The sequence below is a fragment of the Streptomyces sp. NPDC015144 genome (assembly GCF_043079735.1).
Taxonomy (GTDB): Bacteria; Actinomycetota; Actinomycetes; order Streptomycetales; family Streptomycetaceae; genus Streptomyces.
Map to the genome: position 1 here is coordinate 83672 of NZ_JBIBUU010000018.1, position 16607 is coordinate 100278.

Here is a 16607-nt window from a genome sequence, read left to right on the forward strand (position 1 = left end):
CCGGGCCCGGTACGGATCAGAAGCCGGGCGGCTCCGTGTAGGTGCCCCACTCGTCGCGCAGCACACCGCAGATCTCCCCGAGGGTGGCCTCGGCGCGGACCGCGTCGAGCATGGGGGCGATCATGTTGGAGCCGTCCCGGGCGGCGGCCAGCATCGCGTCCAGCGCGGCCTTCACCCGGGCGTCGTCGCGGGCCTCCTTGCGGGCGGCGAGGACCCGGACCTGCTCGCGCTCGACCTCGTGGCTGACCCGCAGGATCTCCAGGTCGCCGGTGACCGAGCCGTGGTGGACGTTGACGCCCACGACGCGCTTGTCGCCCTTCTCCAGCGCCTGCTGGTAGCGGAAGGCGGACTCGGCGATCTCGCCGGTGAACCAGCCGTCCTCGATGCCGCGCAGGATGCCGGAGGTGATCGGGCCGATGGGGTGCTGCCCGTCCGGGTGGGCCCGGGTGCCGCGCTCCTTGATCTGGTCGAAGATCTTCTCGGCGTCGGCCTCGATGCGGTCGGTGAGCTGCTCGACGTACCAGGAGCCGCCCAGCGGGTCGGCCACGTTGGCGACGCCGGTCTCCTCCATCAGCACCTGCTGGGTGCGCAGCGCGATCTCGGCGGCCTGCTCGGAGGGGAGGGCGAGGGTCTCGTCGAGGGCGTTGGTGTGGAGCGAGTTGGTGCCGCCGAGGACGGCGGAGAGGGCTTCCACGGCCGTGCGCACGACGTTGTTGTACGGCTGCTGGGCGGTGAGCGAGACCCCGGCGGTCTGGGTGTGGAAGCGGAGCCACTGCGCCTTGTCGGTCTTCGCGCCGTAGACCTCCTTCATCCAGCGGGCCCAGATCCGGCGGGCGGCGCGGAACTTGGCGATCTCCTCGAAGAAGTCGAGGTGCGCGTCGAAGAAGAAGGAGAGGCCGGGCGCGAAGGTGTCGACGTCGAGCCCGCGGGAGAGGCCGAGCTCCACGTAGCCGAAGCCGTCGGCGAGGGTGTACGCCAGCTCCTGCGCGGCCGTCGCCCCGGCCTCGCGGATGTGGTAGCCGGAGACCGAGAGCGGCTTGTACGCGGGGATGCCCCGGGCGCAGTGCTCCATCAGGTCGCCGATGAGGCGCAGATGCGGCTCGGGCTGGAAGAGCCACTCCTTCTGCGCGATGTACTCCTTGAAGATGTCGGTCTGGAGCGTGCCGTTGAGCACCGCCGGGTCGACGCCCTGGCGCTCGGCCGCGACCAGGTACATGCAGAACGTCGGGACGGCCGGTCCGCTGATCGTCATCGACGTGGTGACGTCGCCGAGCGGGATGTCCTTGAAGAGGACCTCCATGTCGGCGGCGGAGTCTATGGCCACGCCGCAGTGGCCGACCTCGCCGAGCGAGCGGGGGTCGTCGGAGTCGCGCCCCATCAGCGTCGGCATGTCGAAGGCGACGCTGAGGCCGCCGCCGCCCGCGGCGAGGATCATCTTGTACCGCTCGTTGGTCTGCTCGGCGTTGCCGAAGCCGGCGAACTGGCGGATGGTCCAGGTACGGCCCCGGTAGCCGGTGGGGTGGAGCCCTCGCGTGAAGGGGTACTCACCGGGCCAGCCGATCCGCTCGAAGCCCTCGTACGCGTCCCCGGGGCGGGGGCCGTAGACGGGCTCGACCGGATCGCCGGAGAGCGTGGTGAAGTCCGCGTCACGCTTGCGGGCCTTGTCGTAACGGGCCTGCCAGCGGAGGCGGCCTTCCTCGATCGCGTCAGCGTCCATACGATCGAATTTACTAGGACGTCCTACTAAATGTCGATGGGAAACCGCCCGGCGCTTCGCGCGGGGCGGTTTCGGGGGGTCCGGAGCTCCGGGCCGGTCAGGCCTTGGCGGGCGCCGGGGCGGCGTCGGCGATCAGCGGCTCGACCTCGCGGACGACCTTGCGCTCGACGAAGAACGCGGCCGTCGGGATCGTGCCGGAGATCAGCACCCAGAGCAGCTTGCCCATCGGCCACTTCGCCTTGGAGCCGAGGTCGAAGGCGAAGATCAGGTAGATGATGTAGAGGACACCGTGGATCTGGGAGACGACGAGCGTCAGGCCCTCACCGGTGTCGAAGCCGTACTTGAAGACCATGCAGGTGCAGAGCACCAGCAACATGACGGCGGTGACGTAGGCCATCACCCGGTACCGGGTCAGCACACTGCGTTTCATGGCATCGAGCCTAACCGGACACCCGGGGCGATCTTGCGGCGGGCCGGTCTCTCGAAGCGCCGTTCTACGCCCCGTGTTTCCCCGGCTACGCCCGCCCTTCCCCCGGGGCTACGACTCCTCGAAATCGTGCGCCGCCACCCGCAGCGGACGCAGCAGCGCGAAGATCTCCGCGCACTCCTCGGCGTCGTACACCCCGAGCCCGAACTCCATGGCGACCAGGTCCTCGGTCGCCGCCTCGACGACCTCGCGGCCCTTGTCGGTGATGGAGGCGAGGGTGCCGCGGCCGTCGTTGGGGTTGGGGCGCTTGTCGACCAGGCCGGAGCGGACCAGCCGGTCCACGGTGTTGGTGACGGAGGTGGGGTGCACCATCAACCGCTCGCCGATCTTGGACATCGGCAGCTCGCCGGCCTTGGAGAAGGCGAGCAGCACCAGCGCCTCGTACCGGGCGAAGGTCAGCCCGTACGGCTTGACGACCGCGTCGACCTCGGCGAGCAGGATCTGCTGGGCGCGCATGATCGAGGTGATCGCCCCCATCGAGGGGACGGGGCCCCAGCGCTGCCGCCAGATCTCGTCGGCGCGGGCGATGGGGTCGAAGGGGAGGCTGAGCGGCTTCGGCACGGCATCGACCTTACCCACTGGTCATATGCTGGTCAGCTTCGTCTCGAACTTCGGTCCGAATAACGCGGGATCACTTGGGCCGCACCGGAACGAGAAAGCCGCGAAAGCGGACGAGCCCCGCAGAAGGGGGCTCGTCAGGGGGTTCGGGTGCGGAATGCCGGTGCGCGGGCGTCAGTGCGCGAGGTGGCGCACTGACGTCACTGCGCGAGGTGGCGCTCGACCGTTTCGACCTTCGAGGTCAGACCGTCGGTGACACCGGGGCGGATATCGGCCTTCAGTACCAGGGAGACGCGTCCGGCGCGGGCCTCGACGGCGGCGACGGCGCGCTTGACGACGTCCATGACCTCGTCCCACTCCCCCTCGATCGAGGTGAACATCGCGTCCGTGCGGTTGGGCAGGCCGGACTCCCGGACGACCCGGACGGCGTCGGCGACGTACTCGCCGACGTCCTCGCCCACGCCCAGCGGGCTGACCGAGAAGGCGACGATCATGCGCCGACCACACCCTCGCGGCGGGCGCGGGCGGCGATGACGCCGTCGGCCTCGTACCGCTTGAGCACCTTGTCGCCGTAGAGCCCGCCGAACGGCAGGACCGCGAGCAGGAAGAAGAAGGCGATGCGCTTCAGCGGCCACTTGGTCTTCGACCAGACGTCGATCAGCAGGACGGCGTAGATCACGAAGAGCACACCGTGCAGCATGCCGAGCGGCATCATCAGGAAGTCGATGTCCGAGATCCGGCTGAGGACCGAGCCGAAGAGGATCAGGGCCGGGAAGGAGAGCGCCTCGGGAACCGAGATGAGGCGCAGCCGGTGCAGGGCGGTAGCGGTCTTGACGTCCACGGGGGCACCTTCGGTGGGAGAACGGTGACGGCTGGCGAAAGCAGGCTTGTGAATCAGGGCACAAGCTCGCCCCATTGTGGCATCGGTACGACGGCCGGCCGCCCCCGGGGCGGTGTGTACCGGCTCACGTGCCGTCGGACCGTACGTCCCGATCGCGTACGGATCCCGTACCGGGTGCGTATCAGGGGCGGTCCGGGGCGGATGTCACGGGGACGGGCCCTGTTCCGGCCGGGGGCCTGCCGTTAACGTCGGCCCGTGGCAATGTTCCGACTCCAAGGCAGCAGAACGCTCGCCGTCGACCTGGCCGGCGACTCCGTCAAGGCGAAGAACGGCTCGATGGTCGCCTACGACGGGCGGATGACGTTCAAGAAGATGACCGGCGGCGGCGACGGGCTGCGCGGCATGGTGACCCGCAGACTGACCGGCGAGCAGATGACCGTGATGCAGGTGACCGGCCAGGGCACCTGCTATTTCGCGGACCGGGCGAGCGAGATCAACCTGGTCCCGCTCCACGGCGACAAGCTGTTCGTCGAGGCCAGCAATCTGCTCTGCACCGACGCCGGGCTGCGCACCGGCACCTCCTTCACCGGCCTGCGCGGCGGGGCGAGCGGCAACGGCCTGTTCACCACCACCGTCGAGGGCACCGGGCAGGTGGCGATCATGTCGGACGGCGCGGCGGTGGCGCTGCGGGTCTCCGCGCAGTACCCGCTCTTCGTCGACCCCGGCGCGTACATCGCCCACCAGGGCCGGCTCCAGCAGCACCTCCAGGCCGGGGTGAACTTCCGGACGCTGATCGGCGAGGGGTCCGGGGAGGCGTTCCAGATGCGGTTCGAGGGCGAGGGCGTCGTCTACGTCCAGCCCAGCGAGCGGAACACGATCGGGGGCGACGTCTGATGCCGTTCCGCGAGATCAACTCGAAGATGGTCGAGGCGACGGTGATGCCCGGCCAGCGGCTGTTCAGCCAGCGGGGCGCGATGCTGGCGTACCGGGGCGAGGTGTCGTTCACCCCCAGCATCCAGGGCGGCCAGGGCGGCGTGATGTCGATGATCGGCCGGCGGGTGGCGGGCGAGGCGACCCCGCTGATGACGGTCGAGGGCAGCGGCACGGTGATGTTCGGCCACGGCGGCCACCACATCCAGGTGATCAACCTGTCCGGCGACACCCTGTACGTGGAGGCGGACCGGCTGCTCGCCTTCGACGGGACGCTCCAGCAGGGGACGATGTTCATGGGCTCGCAGGGCGGCGTGATGGGCATGGTGCGCGGCCAGGTGACCGGCCAGGGCCTGTTCACCACCACCCTCTCCGGGCACGGCGCCGTCGCGGTGATGGCGCACGGCGGGATGATCGAGCTGCCGATCACCCCCGGCCGCGAGGTCCATGTGGACCCGCAGGCGTACGTCGCGCACCACGGCGAGGTACGGAACAAGCTGTCGACCGCGCTCGGCTGGCGCGAGATGGTGGGGCGCGGCTCCGGCGAGGCGTTCCAGCTGGAGCTGAGCGGGAGCGGCACGGTGTACGTCCAGGCCTCGGAGGAGAAGCTGTGAGCACGCCCGTGGTCCTCGACCCGATGACCCTGCCGTCCGACGACAACGTCAACGCGTACACCTTCTGCGTGGAGCTCAAGGGGAGCCAGTGGTTCCTGCAGAAGGGCAAGATGATCGCCTACTACGGGCGGATCGGGTTCGACGGCGTCGGGCACGGCCGCTTCGAGCGGCTGCTGCGCACGAGCTTCCACTCGCCGCTGCACGCGAGCGACTGGGTGGTGGCCGAGGGCAGCGGCAAGATGCTGCTGGCCGACCGCGCCTTCGACGTGAACTCCTACGACCTGGAAGAGGGGAACCTGACCATCCGGTCCGGCAACCTGCTCGCCTTCGAGCCGTCGCTGGCGCTGAAGCAGTCGATCGTGCCGGGCTTCCTGACCCTGATCGGCACGGGGAAGTTCGTGGCCGCCTCGAACGGTCCGGTGGTCTTCATGGAGCCGCCGCTGCGGGTGGATCCGCAGGCCCTGGTGGGCTGGGCGGACTGCCCCTCGCCGTGCCACCACTACGACCACGGGTACCTGACCGGGGTGCTGGGCGGACTGCGCCAGCTGACGGGGATCGGGGGCACCTCGGGCGAGGAGCACCAGTTCGAGTTCGTCGGCGCGGGCACGGTGCTGCTCCAGTCGACGGAGCAGCTGATCGCCGAGCAGCCGACGGGCGCGGTGCCGGATCAGGCCGGTGTGCCGGGGCACGGGAGTCAACCTGGCGCCACCCCCCGGATGCCCGGTCAGCTCGGGGACCTCCAGCGTCGTTTCCGACTGTGAACGGTACTCTGCGGAGTGTGACGCCGCGCGTCCGAGCCCCGCGTCCGGATCCGCTCCCGGGCGGTGCCGACCGTCACACTCCCACTTCGTCCAGCTTTCAACTTCTTAGGTAGAATCCATACATGGAGACCGAGACGGCCACTCGCTGGCTGAACGACGCGGAGCAGTGCGCCTGGCGCACCCATCTGGACGTCAGCAGACTGCTGATGCACCAACTGGAGAAGGACCTCCAGCCGTTCGGCCTGACCAACAACGACTACGAGATCCTGGTCAACCTCTCGGAGTCGGACGACCAACGGCTGCGGATGAGCGACCTCGCCGCCGCGACGCTCCAGTCCAAGAGCAGGCTCTCGCACCAGATCACCCGCATGGAGAACGCCGGGCTGGTCCGCCGGGAGAACTGCGAGTCCGACCGGCGCGGACTGTACGCGGTCCTCACCGAGGAGGGCGCCGAGACCATGCGCCGGGTGGCGCCGCACCACGTGGCCTCGGTGCGCAAGCACTTCATGGACCTGCTGACCCCCGAGGCGCTGGAGAACCTCCAGGCGGCGCTGGGCCCGGTCGCCGAGCACCTGAGGGGACGGCGCGGCCGGATCTGACGCCCGGCGGGCGGGCGGCCTCAGTCGGCTCCGGGCAGCCGGAGCTCGAAACGGGCGCCGCCCTCCCGCGCCTCGCCGACCGTCAGGGTGCCGCCGTGCCGGACGGCGACGTCCCGGGCGATGGCCAGGCCCAGCCCGGCACCGCCGTCGTCCCGGCTGCGGGCGTCGTCGAGCCGTACGAACCGCTCGAAGATCCGTTCCCGCTGCCCGGGCGGGACCCCCGCCCCGTCGTCGTCGACGGAGACGACCACCCCGCCCCGGCCCGCCGCCCGCACCCCGACCTCCACCGCGCCGCGTGCGTGACGCTCCGCGTTGTCCAGCAGATTGCCGAGCACCCGCGCCAACTGCCCGCGCGAACCGGTCACTTCGAACCGCTCCCCCTCGGGCACCGACACCGTCACCGCGATCCGGTCCCCGGTCCGCCGGGCCACCTCCTCGCGCACCAGCCGCCCCAGGTCCACCCGCGTACCGCCGGGCCGCTCCCCCGCGTCCAGCCGGGCCAGCAGCAGCAGGTCGGCGGCGAGCGTCTGGAGCCGTACGGTGTCGGCGACCGCGCCCGGCAGGTCCAGCAGCTCCGGATGGGCGGCGGCCACCTCCAGCTGGGTGCGCAGCGAGGCGATCGGGCTGCGCAGTTCGTGCGAGGCGTCGGCGACGAACCGCCGCTGCCGCTCCACCGAGGACTCCAGGGCCGCCAGGGTCTCGTTGGTGGTGCGGGCCAGCCGGGCGATCTCGTCGCGCGCGTCCGGCTCGGGCACCCGTCTGCCCAGGTCCTCGGAGGCGGTGATCGCGGCCATCTCGCGCCGGATGCCCTCGACCGGGCGCAGCGCCCGCCGGGTCACCAGCCAGGTCACCCCGGCGACGACCAGCAGCAGGACCGGCAGCCCGGTCAGCATCGAGTCGCGCACGGTGCCCACGGCCTGCTGCTCGGCGGCGAGCGGGGCGCCCGCGTGGACGGTCAGGGTCTCGCCGGCGGGGGTGGTGGCCCGGACGGAGGCGAAGCGGTAGTCGGCGCGCTCGCCGTCGACGGTGGCGGTGCCGTTGGAGAAGTCCGCGTCGTCGGGGTCGGTCTCGCCGCGGCCGGGGGCGGCGGAGTCGTCGTCACCGTCGCCGTCGTCGTCGGAGGAGCCGGAGGAACCGGAGCCACCGGAGCCGCCGGTGGCGGACGGGCGGACCGGGACGACCCGGTCCGTGCCGGTGCCGCTGATCGCCTGGAGGTCCTTGGACACGGCGACCACCCGGCCCTCCTCGTCGGTGACCTGGACCGGGTGGTCCTCCTCGTCGCGGGTCTCCAGGCCGTCGTACGGCACGCCGAGGGCCAGCTGTCCGGCCACCTCCCGGGCCACCACCTCGGCCTGGAGCCCGGCCTGGCCGGTGAGGTTGGCGCGCAGCACGAGCAGCACGGCGATCCCGGCGCCGACCAGGGCCAGCGCCACCACGGCGGTGGCGCCGAGCGCGGCCCTGGCCCGTACCGAGCTCACCGCGCCTCCAGCCGGTATCCGGCGCCGCGCACCGTGCGGATGGTCTCCGCGCCGAGCTTGCGGCGCAGGGTGCTCACGTAGACCTCGACGATGTTCGGGTCGCCGTCGTAGGCGAAGTCCCAGACGTGTTCCAGGATGTCGGCCTTGCTCACCACCTCGCCGGGGCGCAGCGCGAGCTGTTCCAGCACGGCGAACTCCTTGGCGGTGAGGATGATCTCGGCGCCGTCCAGGTGGACGCGACGGGCGGCGGTGTCCATCCGGAGGGCGCCGACGGTGAGCACCGGGGAGCCGGAGCCGCTCCCTCGGCGCCGCAGCAGCGCCCTGATCCTGGCCAGCAGCACGACGTACGAGAAGGGCTTGGTCAGGTAGTCGTCGGCGCCGGTGTCCAGCCCCTCGGCCTCGTCGTACTCCCCGTCCTTCGCAGTCAGCATGAGGATCGGGGTGTCGTCGCCGGCGGCGCGCAGGGCGGCGCAGACCCGGTAGCCGTTCATCCCGGGCAGCATGATGTCGAGGACCAGCAGGTCGTATCCGCCCCCGCCGGCCCGGTGCAGTCCTTCGAGGCCGTCGTGGACCACGTCCACGGCGAAGCCCTCGGCGGTGAGCCCCGCGGCCAGGGCCGTCGCGAGCCGCTTCTCGTCCTCCACGATCAACAGGCGCATGCCCCACAGGTTCGCAAACCGGAGCTGAAGACGGCTTCAGGTGGCTTCAGGCTGTGTTCAGCATCGCCCCGGCAGAGTGGTTCCCGTCGCAAACCGGCGCACCCGTTCGGGAGGAAACCCATGAAGCGCAAGATCGTCATCGCCGCCGTCACGGCCGCCGTGCTGGCGGGCGGCGGGGCCGCCACCGCGGTCGCCTTCGCCGACGACAGCGACCACGACCGCGAGGTCGGAAGCAGTCTGGCGAGCGACCGGGCCGCCGAGGTGGACGTGAAGGAGGCGGTGGCGGCGGCCCTGAAGGCGGTCCCGGGCACGGCCACCGAGGCGGAGCTGGACGACGAGGACGGCGGGCTGGTCTGGGAGGTCGACGTGTACGGCTCCGACAAGGTCCGGCACGACGTGACGGTGGACGCGGGCAACGGCAAGGTGCTCGACCGGCACACCGACAAGGACGACGACCACGGCGACGACCACGGCGGGCGGGCGTCCGGCCCGGCCCGGGTCTCCCTGGACGCGGCCGTCGACGCCGCGCTGAAGGCCCGCCCGGGGACGGTGACCTCGGTGGACCTGGACCACGACCGGGACGGCCGGGCGCAGCACTGGGAGGTCGAGGTCGACGCCAAGGACGGCAAGGAGCACGAGCTGACGGTCGACGCGGCCACCGGCAAGGTGACGGCCGACCGGGTGGACGACGACCACGACGGCCACGACGACGACTGAGTACGGCCCGGGGCGGGTCCGGCCGGCGGTGGACCGGGAGCCGCCCCGGGGCCGTCTCAGGGCGCGTTGCCGGAGAGGACCGTGCCGTCGGCGAAGCCCAAGAACAGCACATCGCCCTGGACGATCAGCGAGACCGTGGCCGAGTCGACCCGGTCGCCCGGTGGTGCGGGCCAGCCCGTGTAGAGCTTGGAGCCGGTGCTCTCCGCGTTCCCGGTGGCGGGCGCCGCCAGGTCGAGGGCCTCGGCCCCCTGCCCGCCGAGGACGACGACCCGGTCGCCGGCCAGGGCCGGGGCGCCCGCGATCTCCAGCCCCTCGCCCAGGTCCTCCGTCGACCAGACCGGGCCGCCGTCGGAGAGCCGGAGGGCGCGCACCTGCTTCGTGTCGCCGATCACGACCGTGCCGTCCCGGGAGACGGCCGGCCGGTAGGCGATGTCCACGCCGGGGGCGTAGGTCCGGCGGCTGTCCGGGTCGGTGACATCGACGACGGTCAGCCCGTCCGGGCCGGAGCAGAGCAGGTCCTTGCCCGTCAGGACGGGGGTGCGGCAGGTGACGGCGCCCGGGGCGACCGTGGCCAGCGGGGCTCCGTCGGCGCTCTTCAGGACGGTGATCCCGGCGCCGGCCGCGACGAGCCGGCCGTCGGCGAGGGCGAGCTCCGCCGTGCTGGCCCGGTCGTTCCACGGCTTGTCCCAGACGGCCCGGTGGCTGCCGGTGAGGCGGTGGGCGAGGAGTCGGGAGGCGCCGGTGCCGGTGGACCGGACCGCGTAGTACAGCACCCCGTCCGACAGGACGGCGGCCGTGGCCCGGGTGCCGGAGGGCAGCGGCTCGCGCCACTTCTCGGCGCCGTCGGCGAGGCCGCGCGCCACCAGGGCGCCGCCCTCGAAGGCGTGGACGGTGGTGCCGACGACACCGCCCACCAGGGCCGGGCCGTCGGCCGGGGCGGTCCGCCAGCGCCGCCCGCCGGTCGCCGCGTCGAGCGCGGTCACCCGCTGCGGGCCGCCGCAGACCAGCGTGGTCCCCGCCTGTACGCAGGCCACCGGGCCGTCCCCGATCCGGGTCTTCCAGGCCCGCCAGCCCGCCGGTTTCCCGGCGATGTCCGCGCCGGCCGCGCCGAAGTCCCCGGTGTGCCCGGCGTCGGCGCCGGGGACGACGACGGGCCCGGACGCCGTCCGTACCGGCCGCGAGGCGGAGGTGCTCGGCCCGGCCGCCGCGTCCCCGCCGTCCCCGCCCTCGTCGGCGAAGAGCCCCGGCAGCAGCACCGCGCCCAGCGCCCCGCACACCACCACGGCCGCGGCCGCCCACGCGATCCGCGCTCCCCGCCGCCGCCCCGGCTCGTCCCGTACCGTCACCGGGTCCGGCACCGGGGTCGGCGCGAGGGCGGGGCCGAAGCCCGGGGCGCCGGCCGGTGCCGGTGGTACGGCGGCGGCCGGGCCCGCCGACCGGGCCGCGTCGCGCGCCCCCGCCGCATGGGCGTCGAGCTGGTCGCGTACCGCCTCCGGCCAGGGGAACCGCCCGTCCGGCACGTCCCCCGGCAGCAGCAGCTCGGCCAGTTCCCCGGGGGCGGGCCGGGCCGCGGGGTCGCCGCGCAGGCACTCCTCGATCACCGCGCGCAGCCGGGGCGGCACTCCGGAGAGTTCGGCCTCGCCCTGGGCGATCCGGAAGATCACGGCGGCCATGTCGGGGTCGTCGAACGGCCCCCGCCCGGTCGCCGCGAAGGCCAGCACCGCGCCCAGGCAGAAGACGTCCGAGGCGGGGACGAGGGCCCGGGAGCCGTTGACGTGCTCCGGCGAGATGTAGCCGGGGCTGCCCACGACCACGCCGGTCCGGGTCAGCTGGGTGGCGTCGAAGGCCTGGGCGATCCCGAAGTCGATCACCTTCGGCCCGGCGGCGCCGAGCAGGACGTTGCCCGGTTTGAGGTCGCGGTGGAGGACCCGGACCGCGTGCATGTCGGCCAGGGCGCGGGCCAGCCCCGCGCCCATCGCGCGGACCACCGATTCGGGCAGCGGACCGCCCCGGGCCACCGCCTCCGCGAGGGAGGGGCCGGGGACGTACTCGGTCGCCAGCCAGGGCAGCCGCCCGTTCGCGTCACCGCCGACCAGCGCCGCGGTGTGCGGGGAGCGCACCGCGCCCGCCGCCGTGATCTCCCGCCGGAAGCGGACCCGGAAGCCGTCGTCGAGATCGAGGTCGGACCGGACGGTCTTCAGCGCGACCAGGCCCTCGTACAAGTCCGGCGCCCCGGCCGGGCGGGCCAGGTACACCTCGCCCATGCCTCCGGCGCCCAGCAGCCCGAGGAGTTGGTAGGGGCCGATCAGCCGGGCTCTGCCGGCCGGAAGCGGCTCGATCACTCGTGGGTCCTCTCACGCCTTCACTCGGGCAGCGGCACGGAGAGCGTCGTGCCGTCGTCGTACACGATCTGGACGACGCCGCCGACCGGCAGCACCTGCGGGTCGTTCAGTTCCTTGTCCAGCTGGATGCCGTCGACGGCGTCGTACGTGGGGGCCGGGACCGGTCCGGGGGCGCCCGGGAGGCGGGTGCGGACCAGGTCGCCGAGGGTGCCGTCGGAGCGGACCGGGACGGTGTACAGCGTCGTGCTGTCCGCCCAGACGACCGTGTCGGCCGCGATCAGCGGGGCGGAGACCGCGTTGCTCCGGCCCCCGCCCGCCTTCAGGGCGAGCGGGAAGCGGTGCAGGACCCGGCCGTCGTCGCGGCCGACGACGACGATCTCGTCGGGCGCTGTCGGCACGTACGGGTTGCCCCGGCGCAGGACCGCCACCCGGTCGTCGATCGCGGTGACGGTGGTCTCCAGGGTGAGTTCGGAGGCCAGCGGCACCCGGCCCTCGTCCTTCAGCGTGGCCGCGTCCAGCCGCACCACCGCGGTGTCGGTGCCGAAGCCGGAGCCGTCCGAGGCGGGGCGCGCGACGGAGCAGTAGGCGGACCGGCCGCGCAGCCGCAGCTCGTCGCAGGACGTGCCGTCGCCGCCCGCCGTGCCCAGCTCCGTGCCGTCCTTGGCGCGGAACGCCTTCGGCCCCGCCGTGCTGATCGCGTAGACCACCGTGCCGTCGGTGGCGACCGGCCAGAGGTTGCCCTGCCCACCCTTGGCGATCACCTGCGGGGCCAGCGACTCGTGCCACTTCCGCTCGCCGGTGCGCAGGTCGTACGCGGCGAGCTCGGCGCCCTCGGCCGACCAGGTGGTGGCGGCCAGGACCAGTCCGTCGACGACCATCGGGGCGCTGGCCAGGTTGTGCGCCCCGCCGCCGCGGACCTCCCAGCGGACCTTGCCGGTCCGGGCGTCCAGCGCCTGGAGCCGTTCGCCCGCGGCGAGCAGGACGGTGTCGTCGTACACGGTGGGGAGGGTGGCGTGGGCGGGCATGAAGAACTGCCCGGTCGGCCCGTAGCCCGCCACCTTCGAGGTCTCCCCCGTGTCCAGGGTCCACATCCGGTGCCCGTCCGCCGCCGACAGGGCCTCGTACGTGCCGTCCGCCTTCCGGCAGACCAGTGCGGAGCGCCCGGCGGAGCAGCCGATCGGCGCGCCGGTGAGCTTCCCCCGCCATGGCTTGGTCCAGCCGTCGGGGCGGGTGTCGCGGCCGTAGGGAACGGTGCCCGAGGCGTCCGGGCCGCCCGTGACGCCGACGCCCGCGACGATCCGGCCGTGCCCGGCCGGGGCCTTGCCGGGGCCCGCCGCGTCGGTGGCGCCCCGGCCGCCCCGCCAGACCAGGTACCCCCCGCCGGCCGCGCCCGCCACCAGCAGCGCGGCCAGCGCCAGGGCGAGGCGTCGGCGGGCGCGGCGCGGCTCCGGGGGGCGGGTGGTGCCGTCGGTACTTCCGGCGGCGGGTCCGGGGCCCCGGGTCGGGGCGCCGTGCACGTCGGGGACGCCGGGCGGGTACGGGGCCGGGGCGGCGGCCCCGGTGGGGAGCTGGTGGAACGAGGGGCGGCTGTCGGGGGTCGCCTCGGTCGGGGTGTAGCCGGGGAGCAGGGGGCCGGGCAGGACGGCGACCCGGGCCAGTTCGCGCCCGTGCTCGGCGATGTGGCCCGCCACCTCGGCCGGCCATGCCCCGGCCGCGCCGGGGTCGAGCAGCGCGGCGAGCGCGGCGGCGTCCGGGCGGGCGGCCGGGTCGGCGGTCAGGCAGCGCTCCAGCACGGCGCGGAGCCCGTCCGGCACCCCGTCGAGGTCGGCCTCGACGTACTTGACCCGGTAGAGCACGGCGGCCACCGGCCCGTCCCCGAAGGGGTCGCGGCCGGTGACGGCGAAGCAGAGCACCGAGGCGAGGCAGAACACGTCCGACGCGGGCACCACGCGCCCGCTGCCCGCCACGTGCTCCGGGGACATGAAGGACGGGCTGCCGACCATGCGGCTGGTGGTGGTGAGCGGGGCGGCCCCGGCGTCGCGGGCGATCCCGAAGTCGATGAGGCGCGGCCCGTCCGCGGCGAGCATCACGTTGCCGGGCTTCACGTCGCGGTGGACGATCCCGGCCGCGTGGACGGCGGCCAGGGCGCGGGCCAGGGCGGCGCCGAGCATCCGTACCGCGGCCTCGTCCATCGCCCCGGCCCGGCGGACGGCGGCGGAGAGGGTCGGCCCGGCGACGTATCCGGTGGCGAGCCAGGGCACCTCGGCGTCGGCGTCGCCGTCGAGCAGCGGGGCGAGGTGGGGGCCGGTGACGGAGCGGGCGACGGTGATCTCGCGGCGGAAGCGGTCGCGGAAGCCGGGGTCCTTGGCCACGTCGCGGCGGACGGTCTTGACCGCGGCCGGTTCGCCGCCGCCGTCCCGGACACCGAGGAAGACCTCACCCATGCCGCCCGCGCCGAGTCTGGCCCGTACCGTGTACGGCCCGATCCGTCTCGGCGAGTCCTCCCGCAACGGCCCCAGCATGCGCCTCTCCCCCCGTCGTGCGCGGGGACCGGCGGCGCCGCGCGGGTGCCGGTCCGGTCCGGCGGTCATCCTGCCACGGACACGTCAGACGCGTGTACCGCCGTGGACCGCCGGACACCGCCCCGGGGTCAGGGCCCGGCGGTGAGCCCCGCCACCAGCTCGTCGGCGGCCGTGTAGGGGTCGAGGCCGCCGGCCACGATGCGTTCGGCGAGCGCGCCGAGATGGCGGTCGCCGTGCAGGTCGCCGATGCGTTCGCGGAGCCGGGTGACGGCGATGGTCTCGACCTCGCGGGCGGCGCGGGCCCGGCGCCGTTCGGCGAGCACGCCGTGCTCCTCCATCCAGGCCCGGTGCTTCTCCAGCGCCTCGACGACCTCGTCGATGCCCTCGCCCCGGGCGGCGACCGTCTTGACGATGGGCGGCCGCCAGTCGCCGGGGCCGCGCGCCTCGCCGAGGCCCAGCATGTGGTTGAGCTCGCGGGCGGTGGCGTCCGCGCCGTCCCGGTCGGCCTTGTTGACCACGTACACGTCGCCGATCTCCAGGATTCCTGCCTTCGCCGCCTGGATGCCGTCGCCCATGCCGGGCGCCAGCAGGACGACGGAGGTGTCGGCCTGGGAGGCGATCTCCACCTCGGACTGGCCGACCCCGACCGTCTCCACCAGGATCACCTCGCACCCGGCCGCGTCCAGCACCCGGATCGCCTGCGGCGCCGACCAGGCGAGCCCGCCGAGGTGGCCGCGGGTGGCCATCGAGCGGATGTAGACGCCCGGGTCGGAGGCGTGCTCCGACATCCGGACCCGGTCGCCGAGCAGCGCCCCGCCGGAGAACGGCGAGGAGGGGTCGACGGCGAGGACGCCGACCCGCTTCCCGGCCCGCCGGTACGCCGAGACCAGCGCCGACGTGGAGGTCGACTTGCCGACCCCCGGCGAGCCGGTCAGCCCGACCACGTAGGCGTTGCCGGTCAGCGGCGCCAGCGCCGCCATCACCTCGCGCAGCTGTGGGGACGCCCCCTCCACCAGGGAGATCAGCCGGGCCACGGCCCGCGGCCGGCCCGCGCGCGCCTGCTCCACCAGGGTGGGGACGTCCACCATCACCGCTCCGTTCGCTCGTTGCGTGCCACGTACTACTTGCCCGGTACGCGGACGATCAGCGCGTCGCCCTGACCGCCGCCCCCGCACAGCGCCGCCGCGCCGACCCCGCCGCCGCGCCGCTTCAGCTCCAGCGCCAGGTGCAGGACGACCCGGGCGCCGGACATGCCGATCGGGTGGCCGAGCGCGATGGCGCCGCCGTTGACGTTGACCTTCTCCGGGGTCACGCCGAGGTCCTTCATGGACTGGACGGCGACCGCGGCGAACGCCTCGTTGATCTCGATCAGGTCCAGGTCCTCGACGCCCAGGCCCTCCTTCTTCAGGGCGTGCAGGATCGCGTTGGACGGCTGCGACTGCAGCGAGTTGTCCGGACCGGCCACATTGCCGTGGGCGCCGATCTCGGCGATCCAGTCCAGGCCCAGCTCCTCGGCCTTGGCCCTGCTCATGACGACGACCGCGGCGGCGCCGTCGGAGATCTGCGAGGAGGTGCCCGCGGTGATCGTGCCGTCCTTGGCGAAGGCCGGGCGCAGCCTGCCCAGGGACTCCACGGTGGTCTCCGGGCGGATGCCCTCGTCCTGGGCGAAGAGGACCGGGTCGCCCTTGCGCTGCGGGATCTCGACCGGGGTGATCTCGGCCTCGAAGACGCCGTTCTTCTGGGCGGCGGCGGCGCGCTGGTGCGAGAGGGCGCCGATCTCGTCCTGGTCGGCGCGGGTCAGCCCGAGGCGGGCGTTGTGCTTCTCGGTGGACTCGCCCATCGGGATGTTCTCGTAGGCGTCGGTCAGGCCGTCGTACGCCATGGAGTCGAGCATCTCGATCGCGCCGTACTTGTGGCCCTCGCGGGACTTCGGGAGCAGGTGCGGGGCGTTGGTCATGGACTCCTGGCCGCCCGCGACGACCACGTCGAACTCGCCCGCGCGGATGAGCTGGTCGGCCAGGGCGATGGCGTCGAGCCCGGAGAGGCAGACCTTGTTCACGGTGAGGGCGGGGACGCTCATCGGGATGCCCGCCTTGACCGCGGCCTGGCGGGCCGGGATCTGGCCCGCGCCCGCCTGGAGCACCTGGCCCATGATCACGTACTCGACCTGGTCGCCGCCGATGCCGGCCCGGTCCAGCGCCGCCTTGATGGCGATGCCGCCGAGGTCGGCGCCGGAGAAGCTCTTCAGCGAGCCGAGGAGGCGGCCCATGGGCGTCCGCGCGCCCGCGACGATCACGGAGGTGGTGCCGGTCGTTCCAGACATGAGGAGCGCCCCTTGGGTGAGAAGTGAACGAGGGTTTACCCGAATGTACTGAGCGGTCC

General features: G+C 73.5%; 16 protein-coding genes. 5 read left to right on the top strand and 11 right to left on the bottom strand.

Translation table 11 applies throughout. The features are described 5' to 3' along the window. Positions 1–16: 16 nt before the first annotated feature. The 5 genes from ACF08W_RS26860 to ACF08W_RS26880 all read right to left on the bottom strand — a co-directional run bounded on the left by ACF08W_RS26860 (position 17) and on the right by ACF08W_RS26880 (position 3603). Positions 17–1717: a methylmalonyl-CoA mutase family protein gene (locus ACF08W_RS26860; RefSeq protein WP_352277247.1), complete on the bottom strand. Its 1701-nt coding sequence runs from the start codon at positions 1715–1717 to the stop codon at positions 17–19. A gap of 97 nt (positions 1718–1814) precedes the next feature. Next, on the bottom strand, positions 1815–2147 hold the full coding sequence (locus ACF08W_RS26865) for a DUF3817 domain-containing protein (protein ID WP_392280781.1): 333 nt from the start codon (positions 2145–2147) through the stop codon (positions 1815–1817). Positions 2148–2255: 108 nt separating this feature from the next. Beyond that, positions 2256–2765 carry a MarR family transcriptional regulator gene (locus tag ACF08W_RS26870; protein ID WP_352277349.1) on the bottom strand — a complete coding sequence of 170 codons (510 nt, stop codon included), beginning with the start codon at positions 2763–2765 and terminating at the stop codon, positions 2256–2258. 197 nt (positions 2766–2962) lie between these two features. Beyond that, positions 2963–3256, bottom strand: coding sequence for an MTH1187 family thiamine-binding protein (locus ACF08W_RS26875; RefSeq protein WP_385215176.1), 294 nt, complete (start codon positions 3254–3256; stop codon positions 2963–2965). Next, complete coding sequence (locus ACF08W_RS26880) at positions 3253–3603, bottom strand: DUF3817 domain-containing protein (RefSeq protein ID WP_352277244.1); 351 nt, start codon at positions 3601–3603, stop codon at positions 3253–3255. Before ACF08W_RS26880 ends, ACF08W_RS26875 begins: the two co-directional genes overlap by 4 nt. A 261-nt stretch (positions 3604–3864) precedes the next feature. Here ACF08W_RS26880 and ACF08W_RS26885 point away from each other — a divergent pair, with 261 nt between their 5' ends. The 4 genes from ACF08W_RS26885 to ACF08W_RS26900 all read left to right on the top strand — a co-directional run bounded on the left by ACF08W_RS26885 (position 3865) and on the right by ACF08W_RS26900 (position 6507). After that, on the top strand, positions 3865–4497 hold the full coding sequence (locus tag ACF08W_RS26885; RefSeq protein WP_385215346.1) for an AIM24 family protein: 633 nt from the start codon (positions 3865–3867) through the stop codon (positions 4495–4497). Beyond that, complete coding sequence (locus ACF08W_RS26890; RefSeq protein WP_385215174.1) at positions 4497–5147, top strand: AIM24 family protein; 651 nt, start codon at positions 4497–4499, stop codon at positions 5145–5147. The genes ACF08W_RS26885 and ACF08W_RS26890 overlap by 1 nt, the downstream gene beginning before the upstream one ends. Next, positions 5144–5908: an AIM24 family protein gene (locus ACF08W_RS26895; RefSeq protein ID WP_392280782.1), complete on the top strand. Its 765-nt coding sequence runs from the start codon at positions 5144–5146 to the stop codon at positions 5906–5908. Before ACF08W_RS26890 ends, ACF08W_RS26895 begins: the two co-directional genes overlap by 4 nt. A 122-nt stretch (positions 5909–6030) precedes the next feature. Continuing rightward, entirely contained in the window at positions 6031–6507 is a 477-nt protein-coding gene (locus tag ACF08W_RS26900) for a MarR family transcriptional regulator (RefSeq protein WP_352277240.1), read from the top strand. 20 nt (positions 6508–6527) lie between these two features. Here ACF08W_RS26900 and ACF08W_RS26905 read toward each other — a convergent pair whose 3' ends face one another. Both ACF08W_RS26905 and ACF08W_RS26910 read right to left on the bottom strand, forming a co-directional pair. Then, entirely contained in the window at positions 6528–7985 is a 1458-nt protein-coding gene (locus ACF08W_RS26905; RefSeq protein ID WP_392280783.1) for an ATP-binding protein, read from the bottom strand. After that, positions 7982–8644: a response regulator transcription factor gene (locus ACF08W_RS26910; RefSeq protein WP_392280784.1), complete on the bottom strand. Its 663-nt coding sequence runs from the start codon at positions 8642–8644 to the stop codon at positions 7982–7984. The genes ACF08W_RS26905 and ACF08W_RS26910 overlap by 4 nt, the downstream gene beginning before the upstream one ends. A gap of 120 nt (positions 8645–8764) precedes the next feature. Between ACF08W_RS26910 and ACF08W_RS26915 the strand changes: the two genes are divergently transcribed. Next, the gene (locus ACF08W_RS26915; RefSeq protein WP_392280785.1) at positions 8765–9361 is read left to right on the top strand and encodes a PepSY domain-containing protein; all 597 of its coding nucleotides are present in this window, start codon (positions 8765–8767) and stop codon (positions 9359–9361) included. 56 nt (positions 9362–9417) lie between these two features. Here the strand turns inward: ACF08W_RS26915 and ACF08W_RS26920 are convergent, their stop codons facing one another. From ACF08W_RS26920 to ACF08W_RS26935, 4 genes are all read right to left on the bottom strand, one after another. Further along, positions 9418–11703: a protein kinase gene (locus ACF08W_RS26920; protein WP_392280786.1), complete on the bottom strand. Its 2286-nt coding sequence runs from the start codon at positions 11701–11703 to the stop codon at positions 9418–9420. 20 nt (positions 11704–11723) lie between these two features. Next, entirely contained in the window at positions 11724–14225 is a 2502-nt protein-coding gene (locus ACF08W_RS26925; protein WP_392280787.1) for a protein kinase, read from the bottom strand. 128 nt (positions 14226–14353) lie between these two features. Beyond that, positions 14354–15313 carry a methylmalonyl Co-A mutase-associated GTPase MeaB gene (meaB, locus tag ACF08W_RS26930; RefSeq protein WP_385215154.1) on the bottom strand — a complete coding sequence of 320 codons (960 nt, stop codon included), beginning with the start codon at positions 15311–15313 and terminating at the stop codon, positions 14354–14356. Positions 15314–15345: 32 nt separating this feature from the next. After that, complete coding sequence (locus ACF08W_RS26935; RefSeq protein ID WP_392280788.1) at positions 15346–16548, bottom strand: acetyl-CoA C-acetyltransferase; 1203 nt, start codon at positions 16546–16548, stop codon at positions 15346–15348. Positions 16549–16607: the final 59 nt, after the last annotated feature.

What these genes read in the sequence shown, in the direction of transcription:
- ACF08W_RS26890 (WP_385215174.1), top strand. Translation starts at nt 4,497, where the DNA reads ATGCCGTTCCGCGAGATCAACTCGAAGATGGTCGAGGCGACGGTGATG.
- ACF08W_RS26915 (WP_392280785.1), top strand. Translation starts at nt 8,765, where the DNA reads ATGAAGCGCAAGATCGTCATCGCCGCCGTCACGGCCGCCGTGCTGGCG.
- ACF08W_RS26935 (WP_392280788.1), bottom strand. Translation starts at nt 16,548, where the DNA reads ATGTCTGGAACGACCGGCACCACCTCCGTGATCGTCGCGGGCGCGCGG.
- ACF08W_RS26925 (WP_392280787.1), bottom strand. Translation starts at nt 14,225, where the DNA reads ATGCTGGGGCCGTTGCGGGAGGACTCGCCGAGACGGATCGGGCCGTAC.
- ACF08W_RS26860 (WP_352277247.1), bottom strand. Translation starts at nt 1,717, where the DNA reads ATGGACGCTGACGCGATCGAGGAAGGCCGCCTCCGCTGGCAGGCCCGT.
- ACF08W_RS26875 (WP_385215176.1), bottom strand. Translation starts at nt 3,256, where the DNA reads ATGATCGTCGCCTTCTCGGTCAGCCCGCTGGGCGTGGGCGAGGACGTC.
- ACF08W_RS26885 (WP_385215346.1), top strand. Translation starts at nt 3,865, where the DNA reads ATGTTCCGACTCCAAGGCAGCAGAACGCTCGCCGTCGACCTGGCCGGC.
- ACF08W_RS26900 (WP_352277240.1), top strand. Translation starts at nt 6,031, where the DNA reads ATGGAGACCGAGACGGCCACTCGCTGGCTGAACGACGCGGAGCAGTGC.
- ACF08W_RS26910 (WP_392280784.1), bottom strand. Translation starts at nt 8,644, where the DNA reads ATGCGCCTGTTGATCGTGGAGGACGAGAAGCGGCTCGCGACGGCCCTG.
- ACF08W_RS26865 (WP_392280781.1), bottom strand. Translation starts at nt 2,147, where the DNA reads ATGAAACGCAGTGTGCTGACCCGGTACCGGGTGATGGCCTACGTCACC.
- meaB (WP_385215154.1), bottom strand. Translation starts at nt 15,313, where the DNA reads ATGGTGGACGTCCCCACCCTGGTGGAGCAGGCGCGCGCGGGCCGGCCG.